The 17,038-nt window shown below is 72.5% G+C and carries 11 protein-coding genes and 1 pseudogene; 3 read left to right on the forward strand and 9 right to left on the reverse strand.

Translation table 11 applies throughout. The features are described 5' to 3' along the window. Positions 1–9: 9 nt before the first annotated feature. The 4 genes from ACRX5S_RS37375 to ACRX5S_RS37390 form a co-directional block, all read right to left on the reverse strand. Positions 10–1,920 (reverse strand): acyl-CoA dehydrogenase family protein, encoded by a 1,911-nt coding sequence (locus ACRX5S_RS37375; RefSeq protein WP_436777706.1) that lies wholly within the window; start codon positions 1,918–1,920, stop codon positions 10–12. A gap of 295 nt (positions 1,921–2,215) precedes the next feature. After that, positions 2,216–3,658, reverse strand: coding sequence for an aldehyde dehydrogenase family protein (locus tag ACRX5S_RS37380; RefSeq protein WP_436777707.1), 1,443 nt, complete (start codon positions 3,656–3,658; stop codon positions 2,216–2,218). Between the two features lie 270 nt (positions 3,659–3,928). Further along, positions 3,929–5,545, reverse strand: a complete 1,617-nt coding sequence (locus ACRX5S_RS37385; protein WP_436777708.1) for a PucR family transcriptional regulator — start codon at positions 5,543–5,545, stop codon at positions 3,929–3,931. Between the two features lie 398 nt (positions 5,546–5,943). After that, entirely contained in the window at positions 5,944–8,343 is a 2,400-nt protein-coding gene (locus ACRX5S_RS37390; protein ID WP_436777709.1) for a hypothetical protein, read from the reverse strand. A 244-nt stretch (positions 8,344–8,587) separates the two neighbouring features. Here ACRX5S_RS37390 and gabT point away from each other — a divergent pair, with 244 nt between their 5' ends. Continuing rightward, positions 8,588–9,943: a 4-aminobutyrate--2-oxoglutarate transaminase gene (gabT, locus tag ACRX5S_RS37395; RefSeq protein WP_436777710.1), complete on the forward strand. Its 1,356-nt coding sequence runs from the start codon at positions 8,588–8,590 to the stop codon at positions 9,941–9,943. Positions 9,944–10,128: 185 nt separating this feature from the next. On the opposite strand, the gene ACRX5S_RS37400 is transcribed toward gabT, so the two are convergent. Continuing rightward, positions 10,129–10,614 carry an STAS domain-containing protein gene (locus ACRX5S_RS37400; RefSeq protein ID WP_436777711.1) on the reverse strand — a complete coding sequence of 162 codons (486 nt, stop codon included), beginning with the start codon at positions 10,612–10,614 and terminating at the stop codon, positions 10,129–10,131. Positions 10,615–10,966: 352 nt separating this feature from the next. Between ACRX5S_RS37400 and ACRX5S_RS37405 the strand changes: the two genes are divergently transcribed. Next, positions 10,967–11,785 (forward strand): phosphatase PAP2 family protein, encoded by an 819-nt coding sequence (locus ACRX5S_RS37405; protein ID WP_436777712.1) that lies wholly within the window; start codon positions 10,967–10,969, stop codon positions 11,783–11,785. A 10-nt stretch (positions 11,786–11,795) separates the two neighbouring features. On the opposite strand, the gene ACRX5S_RS37410 is transcribed toward ACRX5S_RS37405, so the two are convergent. Further along, positions 11,796–12,731, reverse strand: a complete 936-nt coding sequence (locus ACRX5S_RS37410; protein WP_436777713.1) for an NAD(P)H-dependent flavin oxidoreductase — start codon at positions 12,729–12,731, stop codon at positions 11,796–11,798. Between the two features lie 364 nt (positions 12,732–13,095). Here ACRX5S_RS37410 and ACRX5S_RS37415 point away from each other — a divergent pair, with 364 nt between their 5' ends. Then, entirely contained in the window at positions 13,096–14,538 is a 1,443-nt protein-coding gene (locus ACRX5S_RS37415) for an APC family permease (protein ID WP_436777714.1), read from the forward strand. Between the two features lie 90 nt (positions 14,539–14,628). Here the strand turns inward: ACRX5S_RS37415 and ACRX5S_RS37420 are convergent, their stop codons facing one another. The 3 genes and pseudogenes from ACRX5S_RS37420 to ACRX5S_RS37430 all read right to left on the reverse strand — a co-directional run. Continuing rightward, positions 14,629–15,456, reverse strand: a complete 828-nt coding sequence (locus ACRX5S_RS37420) for an aminotransferase class IV family protein (RefSeq protein ID WP_436777715.1) — start codon at positions 15,454–15,456, stop codon at positions 14,629–14,631. 166 nt (positions 15,457–15,622) lie between these two features. After that, on the reverse strand, positions 15,623–16,426 hold the full coding sequence (locus tag ACRX5S_RS37425) for a tyrosine-protein phosphatase (protein WP_436777716.1): 804 nt from the start codon (positions 16,424–16,426) through the stop codon (positions 15,623–15,625). Between the two features lie 100 nt (positions 16,427–16,526). Further along, a pseudogene (locus tag ACRX5S_RS37430) lies at positions 16,527–17,038 on the reverse strand (hypothetical protein); the annotation flags it as partial.

Raw genomic sequence — 17,038 nt, forward strand, 5'->3', positions numbered from 1 at the left:
GTCAGCGGATCACTCGATGGTGCGGTGCGCGTTGTCGGTCTTGGCGGGCCCGGGGTCCGCCGCGGCGATCCAGGCACCCGGGGTCGACGGGTCGATGACGCCCTCCTCCAGCCAACGGTGCCGGCCGGCCATGACCTGCTGCGTCACCTTGACGTCGTACGCGTCGGTGTTGGTCCACAGGCGTCCGAACAACTCCTCGCACCGCACGCGCGCCTGGCGGCAGAAGAGGTCGGCGAGCGCGTACGCCGAGGCGCCCTGCTCGGTGTCGCGCCGCCGCAACTGCTCCGCACGCACACACGACGCGCTCATCGCGAACAATTCGGCGCCGATGTCGACGATGCGGCCGAGGAAGCCCTGTTTGCGTTCCATGCGCCCCTGCCAGCGGGCCATGCCGTAGAAGGTGGCGCGCGCGAGCTTGCGCGAGGCGCGCTCGACGTACCGCAGGTGCCCGGCGAGCTCACCGAACTCCTTGTAGGACGTGGGGACTTGCCCCGGTCCCGCGACGAGCTTCGGCAGCCATTTGGCGTAGAAGCCGCCCGCGTCGACGGCGGCCTTGCCCTTCGCCTTCAGTGTCGCGTCGGGGTCGATGATGTCGCCCGCGACGGCGAGGTGTGCGTCCACCGCCTCGCGGGCGATCAGCAGGTGCATGATCTCGGTGGAGCCCTCGAAGATGCGGTTGATGCGCGAGTCGCGCAGCATCTGCTCCGCGGGGATGCCGCGTTCGCCGCGCGCGGCGAGCGACGCGGCCGTTTCGTAGCCGCGGCCGCCGCGGATCTGCACGAGTTCGTCGGCGACCAGCCAGCCCTTCTCCGAGCCGTACAGCTTGGCCAGCGCGGCTTCGATGCGGATGTCCCGCCGGTTCTCGTCGGCCATCAGACCGGTGAGGTCGAGCACGGCTTCCAGCGCGAAGGCGGTCGCGGCGATGAACGCGATCTTGCCGGCGACCGCCTCGTGACCCGAGATCGGACGCCCCCACTGCTCGCGCTCCGCGGACCATTCGCGCGCCACGCGCAGCGACCACTTCGCGCCCCCCGCGCACATCGCGGGCAGCGACAGGCGACCGGTGTTCAGCGTGGTGAGGGCGATCTTCAGGCCCGCGCCCTCCGGACCGATGCGGTTTGCGGCGGGCACACGCACCTGGTGGAAGCGGGTGACACCGTTCTCGATGCCGCGCAGGCCCATGAACGCGTTGCGGTTCTCGACGGTGATGCCGGGCGAGTCCGCCTCGACGACGAACGCGGTGATGCCGCCCTTGCGTCCTTCGGCTTTGGGGACCCGGGCCATCACCACGACGAGGTCGGCCACGACGCCGTTGGTGGTCCACAGCTTCACGCCGTCGAGCAGGTACGCCTCGCCGTCCTCGGTCGGCACCGCCGTCGTGGCCAGCCGCGCCGGGTCGCTGCCGACGTCCGGCTCGGTGAGGAGGAACGCGGTGACGCCCCGGGCCGACCGCGGCAGGAATGCGCGCTTCTGTTCCTCGGTCCCGAAAAGTTTCACCGGCTGCGGTACGCCGATCGACTGATGCGCGGACAGCAGCGCGCCTAGTGCGGGGTTCACCGAGCCGACCAGGACGAGGGCCTTGTTGTAGTGGTACTGGCTCAGCCCGAGGCCGCCGTACTCCGGGTCGACCTTCATGCCGAGCGCGCCGAGGTCGCGCAGTCCGCGCACCACCTCGTCGGGGATGCGGGCGTCGCGCTCGATGGCGGTCGGGTCGACCTCCTTCTCCAGGAAGCGCCGCAGGCGGGCGAGGAACTCCTCGCCGCGGACGACCTGTTCGGACTCCGGCTCGGGGTGGGGGTGGATCAGGTCCAGCCGGAAGCGGCCCAGGAAGAGTTCCTTGGCGAAGCTGGGCTTGCGCCACTCGCTCTCGCGCGCCTCCTCGGCAACCTTGCGGGCCTCGCGTTCGGTGACAGGGGGCATATCGGTGGGCCTCCTCGCGTGCGGGTTCCCCTCACGTACCCGGCCCGCTCCGGAGGATTCCGCCCGTTACCGGCCGGTGTTACCGCCACGTACCTACCCGAGGCACACCAAGGTCACCCGCCTGGCGCAGTTGGAAGGCCGGGAATGCGACGGAGGATCGGTGGCCGCGGCGCGCGGGGCTGCGTTGTGGTCGCGCGGTGGCGACGAGGTGGCGACGACGGTGACCGCGGGAACGCGAACGGGCCCGGCGCAACCCACCCCAGGTCGCCGGGCCCGTCGTATGCGGGGTCCGCCCTTACAGGTCGAGACCGGTGAGGACCATGACGCGTTCGTAGGTGAAGTCGTCCATGGCGTACTTGACGCCCTCGCGGCCGACGCCGGACTCCTTGGCGCCGCCGTACGGCATCTGGTCGGCACGGTAGGACGGCGCGTCGCCGATCACGACGCCGCCGACCTCCAGGGCCTTCTGTGCCCGGAACGCGGTCTGGAGGTCGTGCGTGAAGACGCCCGCCTGGAGGCCGAAGCGCGAGTCGTTGACGGCGGCGAACGCGGCGTCGTCGCCGTCCACCTTGGTGACGGTGAGGACCGGGCCGAAGACCTCCTCGCAGGCGATCGTCACGTCGCCGGGGACGTCGGCGAGCACGGTCGGGGCGTACGTCGCGCCGTCGCGCTCACCGCCCGCGAGCAGCTTCGCGCCGCCCGCCACGGCCTCGTCCACCCACGACTCGACGCGCTTGGCGGCGTCCTCGCTGACCAGCGGGCCCACGTCCACCGTTTCGTCGCTCGGGTCGCCGGTGACCTGTGCGTTCACCTTCTCGACGATCTTCTCGACCAGGCGGTCGTAGACGGATGCGTCTGCGATGACGCGCTGCACCGAGATGCAGGACTGGCCGCCCTGGTAGTTCGAGAACGTCGCGATGCGGGACGCGGCCCACTCGATGTCCGCGTCCGAGGACCAGTCGGCGAGCACCGCGGCCGCGGCGTTGCCGCCCAGTTCGAGGGTCACGTGCTTGCGCGGCACCGAGTCCATGATCGACCAGCCCACCGGGCCGGAGCCGGTGAACGAGATGACCGGCAGGCGCTCGTCCCGCACCAGGTCCGGCATCTTGTCGTTGGGCACCGGCAGGACGCTCCACGCCCCGGCCGGCAGGTCCGTCTCGGCCAGGATCTCGCCGAGGACCAGCGCGCTGATCGGGGTGGCCGGCGCGGGCTTCAGGATGATCGGCGCGCCGACCGCGATGGCCGGGGCGACCTTGTGCGCGACCAGGTTCAGCGGGAAGTTGAACGGTGCGATACCGAGCACGACGCCGCGCGAGAAGCGGCGTACCAGCGCATAGCGGCCGGTGCCGCCTGCATCCGTGTCGAGCCGCATGCCCTCGCCGTTGAAGCGCCGGGCCTCCTCGGCGGCCCAGCGGAACACCGAGACCGCGCGGCCCACCTCGCCGCGCGCCCACTTGACCGGCTTGCCATTCTCGGCGGTGATCAGGCGCGCGATCTCCTCGGCACGCTCGCCGAGGCGCTTGGCGACGTGGTCGAGCGCGGCGGCGCGGCGGTGCGCGGGCAGGCCGGAGAACTCGTCGCGGACCGCGTGCGCCGCCGCGACGGCCTCCTCGACCTGCGCGTCCGTCGGCACGCTCACGCGGCCCACGAGACTGTTGTCGTAGGAGTGGGTGACGTCGAAGGCCGACTCGCCGGTCGCCTGCCGACCGGCCAGCCAGAACGCGTGGGTCGTGGTCACTGGAACTCCATGGATCGCGAGCGGACGGACGCGGCGCTGCGCCGCTCCTCCACGGTAGGTGCGGCGGGAAGCGGGGGACCTTGTACGCGGCGTCCAAATGAGCGGCGGCAAGTGCGCCGCGGTGGAAGGGGGGCGGGGACGCAGGGCGCGGGGTGGAAGTCCTCGGGGCAGATGGGCCCGAGACGGGTGGGCGCGGAACAGAAGGGCCCGAGACAGAAGGGCCCGAGACAGAAGGACCCGGGATAGCAGGACCCGGACAGAAGGCCGGGGCTATCCGCCGTCCCGCTCGGTCAGGCGCAGCGCGAGCCACAGTTCCGCGCGCACGTCGGGGTCGTCGAGGCGTCGCCCGAGGATCTCCTCCGCCCGGCGGATCCGGTAGCGCAGCGTGTGCCGGTGCACCCCGAGGTCGCCCGCGGCCGCGTCCCACTGCCCGTGCCGGGCCAACCACGCGCGTACGGACGCCACCAAATCGCCGCGCGCGCCCGCGTCGTGGGCGGTCAGCGGAGCGAGCAGCTCTTCGGCCCAACCGCGCACCGTGACGTCGCCGAGCAGGGGCAGCAGGGACGCGCCCGCATGGCCGTAGACGGTCAGGGCCCGCCCGGCGCGCGAGCCGACACCGTACGCCTGCCGCGCCTGCCGGAACGCCTCGGCGCCCGACCCGGACTCCACCGCCCCCGACACGCCCACCGCGAACCCGCCCGTGGCGGCCTGGGCGGCCGCCCGGTCCAGGACGGCGGCGTCCTCGGCCAGCAGCGAGGCGGGGGCGACGAGGACTGTGGCGTCGTCGAACTCCGCCGCGAACACGTCCTTGGCGGCGCCCCCGACCCGCTCTGCGAAGGAGCTTCGCGCGGCCTCCGGTCCCTGCGCGACCGCGACGAGCAGCGGGCCGTCCGGCAGCGGCGAACCCATGTCGCGCGCGACGGCCCGGACGAGGGGATCCACCGCGCCGCCGCCCCGGACCGCGCCGGACGCGACATCCGGCATCGCGTCGTCGGGCGCAGCACCCTCCGCGGCCTGAGCCGCCCACGGCGCACCGAGCCACAGGCGGAGCAGGGCGGTGCGCATGCGCCCCTCGGCCGCGCCGAGGGCCCGGGACTGTTCGAGCGCGAGCGTCAGCAGGGAGGTGGCCGAGCCGATGATCTGCCGGTCCGCCGGATTGGCGGGCCGACGGGTGCCGACCGCGAGGAACCCGCGGATGCGGCGGTCCGCGCCGAGCGACTGCAACACCACGCGCTCGCCGTGCGGCCCCGCGCCCTGCAACGACGCGGACGCGGGTGCGGACATCCCACGCAGGCGGGCCACGTCCGCGGCCAGCGCGGCGGCCTGGGCGCGGGCGGGACCGGGGCTGACGTGCACGGGCGTACCGGACTGGTCGTACAGCGCCGCCCACCCGTCCAGCCGCCCGGCGAGCCGCCGGATGAGCGCCGCGGAGCCCTCGCGGCCGAGCACCGCCCGGGTCAGCTCCTGCTGCGCCGCGAAACCGGTGGTCACCGCCTCGTACTGGTCCGCGGCGATGGCCGACGAGACCATCTTGCTGATCGCGATGAACGGCGTCGGACGCGGCACCGCGAAGACCGGCAGCCCGCGCACCTCCGCGGCCTCCACCACCGCCGCCGGAACCTTCGCGTGCGTCAGCCCGACCCCGATCCCGAGCCCCACCACGCCCGCGTCGGCCAGTCGCTCGACATACGCCCGCCGCTCGACCGCGGACCGCCCGAGCTTCATCCCCGTCGTGAGCACCAGCTCCCCGCCCTCCAGATAGGGCGTGGGATCCGCCAACTCACTGGTGTGCACCCACCGGATCTCCCGCGCAAGGTGCCGCTCCCCCGCCAGCACCGCCAAATCGAGCGAGGGCGCCCGAACGAGCTGCTCAAGAGTCGGGGGCATAAGGCAATTCCCAAAAACCGAACGGCGACCACGCCGAAATGGAGTACCAGTACCCACCCATTCTGCCTCCTCGGCACCGAGCACCCCCGGTGCGCCACCGCCGGGCCACGAGAGCGCACCCCGCCACCCGACCGGTCCGCATTGTGCTGCCGCGCTGCCGCGGCCGTTCGCCGCGCTCGATCCCGAGACGGGCTTTGCCCGACAAGAAGGAGCAGCTGACCTCGCTCGGGCTCACGAGCCGTCGACCCGTTGGGAAGGGGGCGTTGGCGGCAGGCCGGGTGCCGAACCTGGCCTGCGTGCAGCACGCGGACCGTCCGGATTGGCCTCCGCCGCGCGCCGGGCGGTTTGCGAGTCCGACGCAGCCAGCGCGTCGGCCGCCGCCCGGCTTCCGATCCCGCTCAGGTGCCTGCTTGCGGTTCCAACTCCACCAGGACCGGGGCGGTGCGGTCGCCTTCTCGGGTTGTGAGGCTGCACAGGGCGTGGCGGGACTTCAGTTCGCCGGTGATTTCGGAGGGGGTCCAGCGGTAGCGCTCCACCTTGCGGACGGTGACGCTTTCCGAGCCGCCCGCCGCCTTTTCGCCGAACAGTGCGCCCATGACCGCGAAGCGGGCCTTGCGCAGGAGTCCGCCTTCGGGGGACCCGTGGGTGACCGAGCGCTCCTCGACCAGCTTCTTGCCCCAGTGTTCGGCGAAGGCCTCGGCGTCCCGGGCCGCGGTGCCGGGAAGCACCGCCTTGCAGCCGACCGCGCCGAAGACCGCCGCGCGCAGGCGCGGTGCGAAGTCGTCCATCGAGCGGACGGCCAGCACCAGACCGGCGTTGCGGGCACGCGTCCAGGCGAGGCCGTGCGCCACGTAGTCGTCGACGTACGGTCCGGCCCCGTCTGCGATGAGGCACGCGAACACGCCGTCGTCCGCCCCCTCGGGGTCGCGCGCCGCGATGGCCTGCACGAACTGGCCGACCACCAGGCGCCCGACGATGCGCGCGGCATCCGGGTACGCCGCCTCGTTCAGCGCGATCCGCACCCGCACCGGCCGGTCCACGTGCCGCATCGCGAACCGCTCCCGCCGTGGGTCGAACAGCGCCGCCATGCCCGGCCGTTCGAGCACCGACAGCCGCTGGACGAGGAGGCGCGCCGCCTCGTCCGCCCGCGCCAGCGTCCGCAGCGCCCGCTCGAACTCGGCCTCGCGCCCCGCGCGGGCCAACTCCGCCCGCAGCGCGTCGATCGCGTCCGTGTGGCCGTCGAGGAGGTCCAACAGCGCGGAGATCGTCGGGTGGTGTCCGTGGCCCGCGACATACGCGGAGATCGCCTGCTGGAGTGCCGCGCGGGCGCCGTCGCGGTGCCGGGCGTCGTCCTCGCCGCCGGTGAGGACCGCGGCCGCGAGCCGGTCCGCCGCCTCCTCGGAGCCGCTGGCGGCGCCGTACGGGTCCAGGCCCCACGGCGATTCGGGGTCGCCGAGCACGATCTCGATGTCGTACGCGCCCGGCCGGGCGAACGCGCCGCCCTTGGCGTCGAGGACCACGACCGAGGCCGCCCCCGCCAGCGCGGACAGGCTCAGCGACTCGATCACGGGCCGCAGCAGCGCCTCGGACTCCCCCGCCCCCGAAGGGCCGACCACGACCATCGAGGTGCCGAGCACATCCGGTTCGAGGGCGAAGTCGACGTCCTTGAGCGGGGCGGTGTTGCGCTCGCTGTCGACCGCGTGGCCGACCTTGACCTGACCCGTCATGAGGTCGTGGACCGCGCGCCGGGGGCGCACGTCGCGCGAGCCGGAACCGTGCGCACAGGCCCCGGCGCCGCGCTCGGCGACCTCGTGCGCGACGTCGACCAGGTAGTCGGTGTCGCCGTCGCCGGCCTGGAGGACGCGTCGCAGCCGGAGGTAGTCGACGTCGCCGACGCGGCCCAGTTCGACCTCCTCGTCGAGCCGGTCCGCGGCTCCGCCGAGTCCGGCGTCGCGCAGCTCGGGCCACAGGTCGTCGTCGACGGGCGCGTCCTCCGCGTCCGCCGGCTCGGCCGCCGCGCGGGGCGCGACGGCGTACGGGCGGACGACGTCGCCCCACCGGCCCCAGTAGGCCGCGGCGGCGAGGAAGGCGAGGTTGTAGACGACGCGGATCAGCGGCTGGAGCTGGTGCAGGAGGTGCCGGCTGTCCGGGAAGGTCTCCAACAACAGTGAGACGAACGGCCGTTGCAGCATGACCCAGCCGATAACACCCGCGGCCACGCTCACCCCCGCCCGCCGCCATTGCTCTTGCGACGGTCGGCCGTTGGCGTCCGCACGACGGTCGAGCCGCTTGAAGGCCGGAGCGAGGTAGTGCCAGGCGATCTCGTGCCAGCGCCCCAGGTATCCGAAGAACCCGGCGTACGCGAACCAGAACATCGACGCGAACAGCGGCCACAGCCAGTCCGGGATGACGTTCACGACCAGCCACGAGTACGCCAGGACGAACCAGCGGAACCCGACCATGGCCAGGACCAACCACAGCAGCGCGCGACGGATCAGCGCCGTCGCCGGACGCCGCCTGGCCCGCTCCTCCAGCGCCCGCAACCGCAGTTCCGCCTCGTCGCGCCCGTACGCGAAGATGCCCGGCGCGTCCCGGAACCGCGGCGCGAACACCCACGTCCTCAGGTCGAACCCGGTCCTCGGGGCGGACGCCGGCTTCGCCGGGTGCGGTACGCCACCCGGCACCGGGGTCCCGAAGACCGGCTCCTCCAGCTCCGGGTCGTGCCACCACTGCTGCCCCGCGGCATCGGTCGTCGCCGCGGCCTGGTTCCGGCCGTTCGCGCCCCGTCTGCGTTCCACGTCCATCCCGTCACCGCCGTGTCGATTCCCGCCACAGGGAACGCACTCAATGTAGTGGACCGCTGCTCACGCGTGATGATCATTCCGTATCCCGACACGCCCCTGCCGCACTACGAATTGTCCGCGGTGGACATGTGCGGGGGAGTGAATTCTCCGGTGTGGCGCATGCAGGGACCCACTCGGTGAACCTAGCCTGCGAACACACCCCCCGACACCCCTGCTGGCCAGTCAAAAGGAGACCCCGATGGGCGCTTCGCAGCCCGGCGGGCCGTCGCTTCCCCAGGAGCGCCGCCTCGTCACCGCCATCCCCGGCCCCAAGTCCGTCGAGCTGATGGAGCGCCGCAACAAGGCCGTGGCGCGCGGGGTCAGCACGACCCTCCCCGTCTTCGTGACGCGCGCCGGCGGCGGTGTCGTCGAGGACGTCGACGGCAACTCGCTGATCGACTTCGGCTCCGGCATCGCGGTCACCAGCGTCGGCAACAGCGCGGAGGCCGTCGTACGCCGCGCCACCGAGCAGTTGCAGCGGTTCACCCACACCTGCTTCATGGTCACGCCGTACGACTCCTACGTCGCCGTCGCCGAGCAGCTCAACGAGCTGACCCCGGGCGACCACGACAAGCGCACCGCGCTGTTCAACTCCGGCGCCGAGGCGGTGGAGAACGCGGTCAAGATCGCCCGCGCCCACACCAAGCGCAGCGCGGTCGTCGTGTTCGACCACGGCTACCACGGCCGCACCAACCTGACGATGGCGCTGACAGCCAAGAACATGCCGTACAAGGAGTCCTTCGGGCCGTTCGCGCCGGAGGTCTACCGGGTTCCGGTCGCATACCCGTTCCGTTGGCTGACCGGCGCCGAGAACTGCGCCGAGGAGGCCGCCGCGGCCGCCGTCGACGCGATCACCAAGCAGATCGGCGCGCACAACGTCGCGGCCGTGGTGATCGAACCGATCCTGGGCGAGGGCGGCTTCATCGAGCCCGCCAAGGGCTTCCTGCCGCGCATCGCGGAGTTCTGCCGTGAGAACGGCATCGTGTTCGTGGCCGACGAGATCCAGACCGGCTTCTGCCGGACCGGCCAGTGGTTCGCGTGCGAGGACGAGGGCATCGTCCCGGACCTCATCACCACCGCCAAGGGCATCGCGGGCGGCCTTCCGCTGGCCGCCGTCACCGGCCGCGCGGAGATCATGGACGCCGCACACGCGGGCGGCCTGGGCGGCACGTACGGCGGCAACCCGGTCGCGTGCGCGGCGGCGCTCGGCGCGATCGAGACGATGCGCGCGCACGACCTCAACGGCGCCGCGAACCGCATCGGCGAGGTCATGAAGGCGCGCCTGGGCGCGATGGCGGAGAAGCACCCGGCGATCGGCGAGGTCCGCGGGCGCGGCGCGATGATCGCGATCGAGCTGGTCGAGCCGGGCACCAAGGTGGCCGCCCCGGAGACCGCCGCGGCGATCGCGAAGGCGTGCCACGCGGAAGGCCTGCTGGTCCTGACCGCCGGGACGTACGGCAACGTGCTGCGCTTCCTGCCGCCGCTGGTGATGCCGGAGCACCTGCTCGTCGAGGGTCTCGACATCCTCGAAAAGGTGGTCGGCCAGGTCGCCTGACCCCGGCCCGACGAGCGGAACCCCGGTCGCAACCCCCGTCCTTGGGGGGTCGCGACCGGGGTTCCTCCCTTCGCGGGCACCGATGACGCGCGGCAGGTCAACGTATGTCGGGCAGGTGGAGGGTTCGGGGCGCGTTTCGGCCCCGAGCCGACAGCGCCGGCCCGCGGAAGAAGCGGTACGCCCCCTCAGCCCGGCCCCGGCGCCCCGATCCGCAGCCCGGACGCCGTGTCCCAGCCGCACAGCCGCAGGATGCGCAGCAGTTGCCGGGACGCACCGACCAGCACGAGGTGTCCCCCGTGCTCGGCGAGCTCGTGAGCGCTCTCAATGACGACGCGGAGCCCCGCGACGTCGATGAAGCCGAGCCGTGTGACATCCACGGTCACCTCCGCCCCCTCGCGCGCGACCGCGCGCAGCGAGTGACGGACGATCTCGACGTTGGCCAGGTCGACTTCGCCGTCCAGGCGGATGCCGCGCGGACGTGCCGTGCGGACGACGCGGAGCTGGCGGTCGCTGGTGATGACGACGCCGATGCCGGTGCCGCCCTGCGCTCGTTCGCGCGGTGGCGTCCGGGTGTCGGCGATCGCGGTGGTGAACCGGCGGACGCGCGCCGGTGCGGCCGGTGCCGGAATCGACGGCACTCGGTGGGACGGGTAGCCGGACTCTTCAACCACCTTGGGAACCCTACCTTTGCGGACCGACGGCGGGCTGGGGTCGGACGACCGTGCGCTGACGTCACGTCACACAACCTCAGACGGTTCATCGCCTGATCTGCCCCTCGTCGGTCCGGTTCCCGTCTTCGGGGACGCCGGATCACCCGTTCTGTGACGCCGCTCACATCCGGGGCTGACACCGTACATCGCCCACGTCGGACAATCCAGAGTGAGGCGGACTTCGAACAGGGGTCCGGTTGGTCCGCACGTCAATCCCCTCGGGTCGGAAGCGGCGTGGAGAAGCTGTGCAGGCTTTGTGTCGACCATGTCGGCGGGGAACAAGTTGGGGCCCTTCCACGTATCTTCGAATGAGATGCACGCCAGGACCCCAGATGCCGGACCCGGTACGCCCCCCCGTCCGGGCCCCGGCGGAACCCATGCCGGCCTTGAGCAAGCCGGCGGCCGCCCCGGGACAACGCCCCCCGTCCCGGGGCGGTGGTCCGCGTACGGCCGGTCCGTCCTGGCGTCGGCGCTCTTCCCCGTCGCTCTGGCGGCCTTCCTGGTCTTCCTGACCGTGCAGGTCGTGGCGGACGCGGGCCCGCTGATCCCGTTCGACGAGGCGGTCCGCGACGGCGTGCGCGACCTGGCCGCCGCGTCGGGGCTCGGGTGGCTGGACGAGCCGATGCACCTGCTCGCGGACCTCGGCGGGCCGGTGCCGGGCGGTGTCGCGCTGGTGGCGGCGTACGCGTACGCCTGTCTGCGCACCCCCGACCGCGCGACCCGCCTGCGCCTGGCGGGCGTGGCCGCGGCCTCCGTCGCCGTCGTCTCTGCGATCGTCATCGGCGGCAAGACCGCGATCGACCGTGCCGGACCGTCGGGCGGCGAGATCACCGGAGACGAGTGGGGCTTCTTCCCGTCCGGGCACACCGCGACGTCGGCCGTCTGCTTCGGCGCCGCGGCCCTGGTGCTCGGCACGGTCCTGTCCCCGACCGCGCGGCGCCTCGCCTGTGCCGGAACGTCACTGCTGTGCGCGTTGGTCGGCCTGGCGCTGCTGTGGTGCGACTACCACTGGATGGGCGACGTGCTCGCGAGTTGGACGCTGTGCGGGATCGTGTTGTGGACGGCGGCCCGCGTACTGCCGAGCGGAGGCCGCGCGGACCGCGCTGCCCGGTCAGCCGAACCGGTCGACTGAACCGGCCGGGTCAGTCCGTCAGTTCGACCGCCCGGCCGTAGGCCTCCTCCAGGCTCTTCCGGAACCCCCGCATCGTCTCCTCCACGATCTCGGCCACCGGCCGCACCGCCTCGACCAACCCGACCGACTGGCCCGCGGAGGCGAGCGACACCTCCATCTCACCCTCGAAGTACAGCCGCTGCACCGCGGCCAGCGAGCTCGCGGCGGGGCCGCCGGCCGCCGCGAGGTCGGCGGAATACCCGGTCCGCAGCACGCGCATGGTCGGGCTGCCGGAGCGGTTGACGACGACGGTCCCGGTCTCGTCGGCGTCCACGATCGCCTGCTTGAAGTTGCCGTGGACCGGGCTCTCCGCGCTGGACAGGAACCGGGTGCCCATCTGCACGCCCTCCGCGCCCAGGGCAAAGGCGGCGGCCATGCCGCGCCCGTCCGCGATGCCCCCGGCGGCGACCAGCGGCAGGTCGGTGATCGCGCGTACCGCCTGGAGCAGCACGAGCAGCGAGACCTCGTCGGGGTTCTTGAAGCCGCCGCCCTCGGCGCCCTCGACGACCAGCCCGTCCACGCCCGCGTCGACCGCCTTGCGCGCGGCACGCACCGACGGGACCACGTGGTACACGGTCAGCCCGTGCTCCTTGAGCAGCGGCAGGTGCCGGGCCGGGCTGCCCGCCGACGTCGTCACGAACCGCACCCCGGCCTCGGCGACGTACCGCACGAGCGTCTCGTCGCGCAGGAACATCAGCGGCAGGTTGACCCCGAACGGCAGCCCGGTGGCCACCATGGCGTCGATCTCGGCCTTGCAGTTGTCGATCTCGCCGGACGAGGTCTCGACCATGCCGAGCCCGCCCGCCGCGGACACCGCGGCCGCGAGCCGGGAGCGGGCTATCCAGCCCATCGGGGCCTGGATGATCGGGTGCCGGGCACCGGTGTGTGCGAGGACGCGGTTGCTCATGGGGCGGAACGTACCGCGCACTGTCGCAGGCCTGAAGTGACCGCGGTGCGCGACGGCCGTCACACCTGTTGCGGGGCGCAGCCGTGGACCCGCCCGCACCCCACCCTCACCCGGCAATTTTTTTGCCCGGGTCAAGCTGCGGATCCGGTTGCCGATAATCCCTGCGAGCATGGGAATCTGACGTCAAATCAGCTCTTGACCTTCGGATTCGGTTGTCAACGGCATCTTGACGCTCGAACGAACGGCGGATTACATAACGCAGCACCTTGCAGGCGAACCGCGCGTCCAACGCCGCACCGCGGCCCGCCTGCTCCCGTCACCGGAGGCGATACCTCGCACCCCCTGTTGAATCAGGAACGCGCCCATGGCTGAAGCAGTACTCCCCAAGGTCGACGTGCCCCCGGCGACGGACAGCACGGCCGCCCCGCTCCACGCCGGAGCCCCGAAGCCGCTCAAGCGGTCCATCGGAGTCGTCGGCGGCACGTTGCTCACGCTCTCCTGTCTCACCCCCGCGTCCTCGCTGTTCGTGATCGTGCCCGGCATGTTCGCGACGCAGGGCACGGGCACCGCGCTCACCCTCGTCATCGCGGCCGTCATGTGCGTGCTGGTCGCGTTCTGCTACTCCGAGCTGGGCACGATGGTCCCCAGCGCGGGCGGCGAGTACGCGATGGTCGGCACGTTCATGGGCCGCTTCGCGGCGTGGATCGCCTTCATCGTGGCGGGCATCGTCGTGATGGTGGTGCCGCCGATCATCGCGCTCGGCACCGGCGAGTACATAACGTCGATCGTCAGCCTCGACGAGACCGGCATCAAGTGGGCCGGTGCGCTGGTCATGCTCGGCGCCACCGTCATGGGCCTGCTCGACCTGCGGGCGAACGCCTGGGTGACGGGCGTCTTCCTGGCCCTTGAGGTGGTCGCCGCCGCGCTCGTCGCGTTCCTCGGCTTCGGCCACACCGAGCGCGGCGCCGGAACGCTGGTCAAGCCCGAGGTGCTGACCGAGGCGGGCGGCATGAGCCCGCTGACCGTCGGCGTGCTGGTCTCCGGCCTCGCCGTCGCGCTGTTCGCCCTCCAGGGCTTCTCGACCGCCGTCTATCTGGCCGAGGAGATGGACCAGCCGCGCCGCACGGTGTCGCGCACGGTCCTGTGGACGCTCGGCCTCGGCGCGGTGATCCTGATCCTCCCCACGATCGCCATCACGCTCGGCGCCGCCGACATGCAGACGCTGACCGACGGCGACCTGCCGACCATGATCGAGGGCTGGAGCAGCCACGGCATGGCGACGTTCATCAGCCTGTGCATCGCCCTCGCGATCATCAACGCGGCGATTGTCATGGTCATCCAGAACTCCCGCGTCCTGTACGCCTCCGCGCGCGACCGCGCCTGGCCCGCCCCGGTCAGCAGGGCCTTCGGCACCGTCAACCGCTTCGGCGCCCCGTGGGTGGCGACGCTCGCCGTCGGCGTCCCCGGCGCGATCCTGTGCTTCGTCGACCTGACCCTGCTCGGCTCCGTGACCAGCGTCGCGGTCGCGCTGCTCTACCTGGTGGTCGCCGTGGGCGCGCTGGCCTCCCGACGCGGCGCGCACAAGCACACCCCCGCGTGGCGCATGCCCCTGTGGCCCGCCGTCCCGGTCGTGCTGATCGCCGGGCTCCTCTACGTCATGTACGAGTTGGCCAAGAGCGAGCCCAAGGCCATGTACGTCACCTTCGGCATCATCGCCGCGGCCGCGGTCTACTGGGCGGCCTACCTGCTGCCGCGCAAGGAGACCCGTTGGGTCATCACGCTCGCCGACGAGGGCGACAAGGACTGACGTCGGGCGCGCCGCCCAGGGTGTGAAGTCCCGGAGAGGGCCCCGCACTTCGCGTGGCCCTCTCCGGCGTGCGGGGGCACGCTTCGGGCGTCAGGGGGAGACCAGCGGCTCGGCCTCGTACGCGCGGCGCAGGATGTCGGCGAAGTCCGGCGCGGCCGGGATCGCGACCGACCCGATGCGGCGCACCGGCACCGCGGGCGTCCACGAGTTCATCACCACCGCCCCTGCCAGGCCCGGCAGTTCGGCGACCGTCAGCTCGCGGTCGCGCTGCGGCACACCCATCCGGTCGAGCTGCCGGCGGAGGATCCCCATCGTGGTTCCGGTGAGCATCTCCGCCTCGGGCCACACCACGGCCTCGCCGTCCCAGAACGCCAGGTTCCAGATGGACGCCTCGCTCAGCCGCCCCTTGCGGTCCGCGAATGCGGCGTCGTCGAAGCCCTCGGCCACGGCCCGGCGCAGGTAGTACGTCTTGGCGATCTCGCCGACGTGCTTGACGGACGGGGCGACCCGCTCGTACTCGACCACCGCCAGGTCCAGCGGCCCGTCCGGCCCGTCTGAGGGCGGCCCGGTGCGCACCAGCACGCGCAGTCGCGCGCCCTCGCCGCCGGGCGCGGTGAACTCCCCCTCCTGCGAGTACACCGTGGCGGTCAGCGACGCGTCCGGCGGGCTCGCGGCGAGCGCGGCCCGCAGGTACGCCGTAATCCGCTCGTCCGGAAGGGCCTCGCCGAACAGGTCCAGCGAGGCGCCCCGCAGGCGCGCGAGGTGCAGGTCGAGGGCCCGCACCCGGCCGCCGCGCACCTGCATGGCCGTGAAGTGCGCGTAGCCCGCGAAGGCGAGCGGAGACAGTTCGGCCGCGGTCGCGTCGCGGCCGTCCAGCTGGGCGGCGAAGGCATCGGGGGACGTCAGGTTCGCGGACATGGCCACCACACTCCTGGTCGGGCGTACGCTCGGTTCCTCGGCGGCCGCCCGGCGGCCGGGCGGCTGACTGGAACGTACGGCTTGAGACCGGTGTGAAGGTCAAGCGGCGGGGCGCACCGGCACCCCGCCGCCCGCGTGTCGGGCCTGCCCTGTCCAAGGGCCGCGTTCAGCCCTCGACGATCAGCTCCCGCAGCCGCCGCTGCTTCTCCGGGCCGAAGCCCAGGCCCTCCGCCAGATAGGCGTCGAACGACCCCCAGTTGGTGTCCATCGTCGCGAGCGCGCCTTCCAGGTACTCGGCGCGCACCTCCAGGAAGGGCGCGAAGAGCTCCATGAGTTCCGGGCGCATCGCGAGCTTGTCGGAGTTGGGGCTGTAGCGGCGCGCCGGGTCGTTGCTCTCCAGGTAGTTGCCGAGGATCACGTCGTCCGGGACCCCGGCGATGCGCTGCACCAGCGCCGCGGCGATCCCGGCGCGGTCCTTGCCCGCGGAGCAGTGCACGACGACCGGGAGGCCGTCCTGCTCGACCAGCGAGTTGAGCAGCACCGCGTGGTTGGCAGTGCGCGAGACGACCTGGTCGCGGTAGTCGAAGGCGATGGCCTTCTCGGCCTTGCCGTCGCCGAGGCGGTCGCGCAGCACCGCCATGTCGCCCTTGCGCATGTCGGACCAGAAGTCCGAGTGGCGGGCCGGGTCGGTCATCGGCAGGTTGATCCACCGCGCGCCGTCGGGCACGTGGTCCGCGCCGTCCAGCTCGATGTCGGCCGGACTCCGCAGGTCGACGATCAGCCGGACGCCGAGCGTCGCGAGCGTCTTGCGGTCCGCCTCGGTGGGCTTGGCCAGGTGGCCGCTGCGGAAGTAGCGGCCGGAACGGACGCGGCGCCCGTCGGCGGTCGGCAGGCCGCCGATGTCCCGGAAGTTGCGGACGCCTTCAAGGGCGACGGTGCCGCCTTCGGCATCCGCGTGCTGGTGCCCCACACGTGCTCCTCTCACACGTACTGAGGGCCCCGCCTGGATTGGCGGGACCCGTCACATCTCTGACGTCCGCTGCCACGTCCGCGAGCGGGCCGGCCGGGGCTCAGGCGCCCCGGGTCGGCCGCGGCTCGCCGAAGCGCTCCTCGAACTCCGTGTCGGTCAGCGTCCTCATCTCCTCAAGGGTGACGCGTCCCATCATGAGGTCGGTGAGGAACTTGGGCGCGGGCTTGGCGCGCATCGTGTCGGTGATGGGGCCCGGGACGGTACGGGCCTCCGACTCGACGCGTCCGTCCGCGTGCAGCGTGTAGACACGGTAGCTGGGGCCGTCGAACACCCGTCCGGCGTAATCGATGCTGTACGTGGTGGACGGGCAGACGTACACCGGCCTGCCTTCGAACTCGCCGCTCAGGTCGCCGTGCAGGTGTCCGGCGCCGATGCCCCGGATCTTCGGGAAGTCCCGGACCAGTCGGGCCAGTTCACTGTCGCCCTGGGCGTCCGGCGCGAGGTCGGGAAGCGGCGGGTGGTGCAGCCACACGAAGACGTGCTCGGCGTTCGACGCCGCCAGCAGCGCGCGGGCCCGCGCGGTGTCGCCGGGCGTGGGCTCGGGCTTTTTGG

The sequence above is a fragment of the Yinghuangia sp. YIM S09857 genome (assembly GCF_051388915.1).
Taxonomy (GTDB): Bacteria; Actinomycetota; Actinomycetes; order Streptomycetales; family Streptomycetaceae; genus Yinghuangia.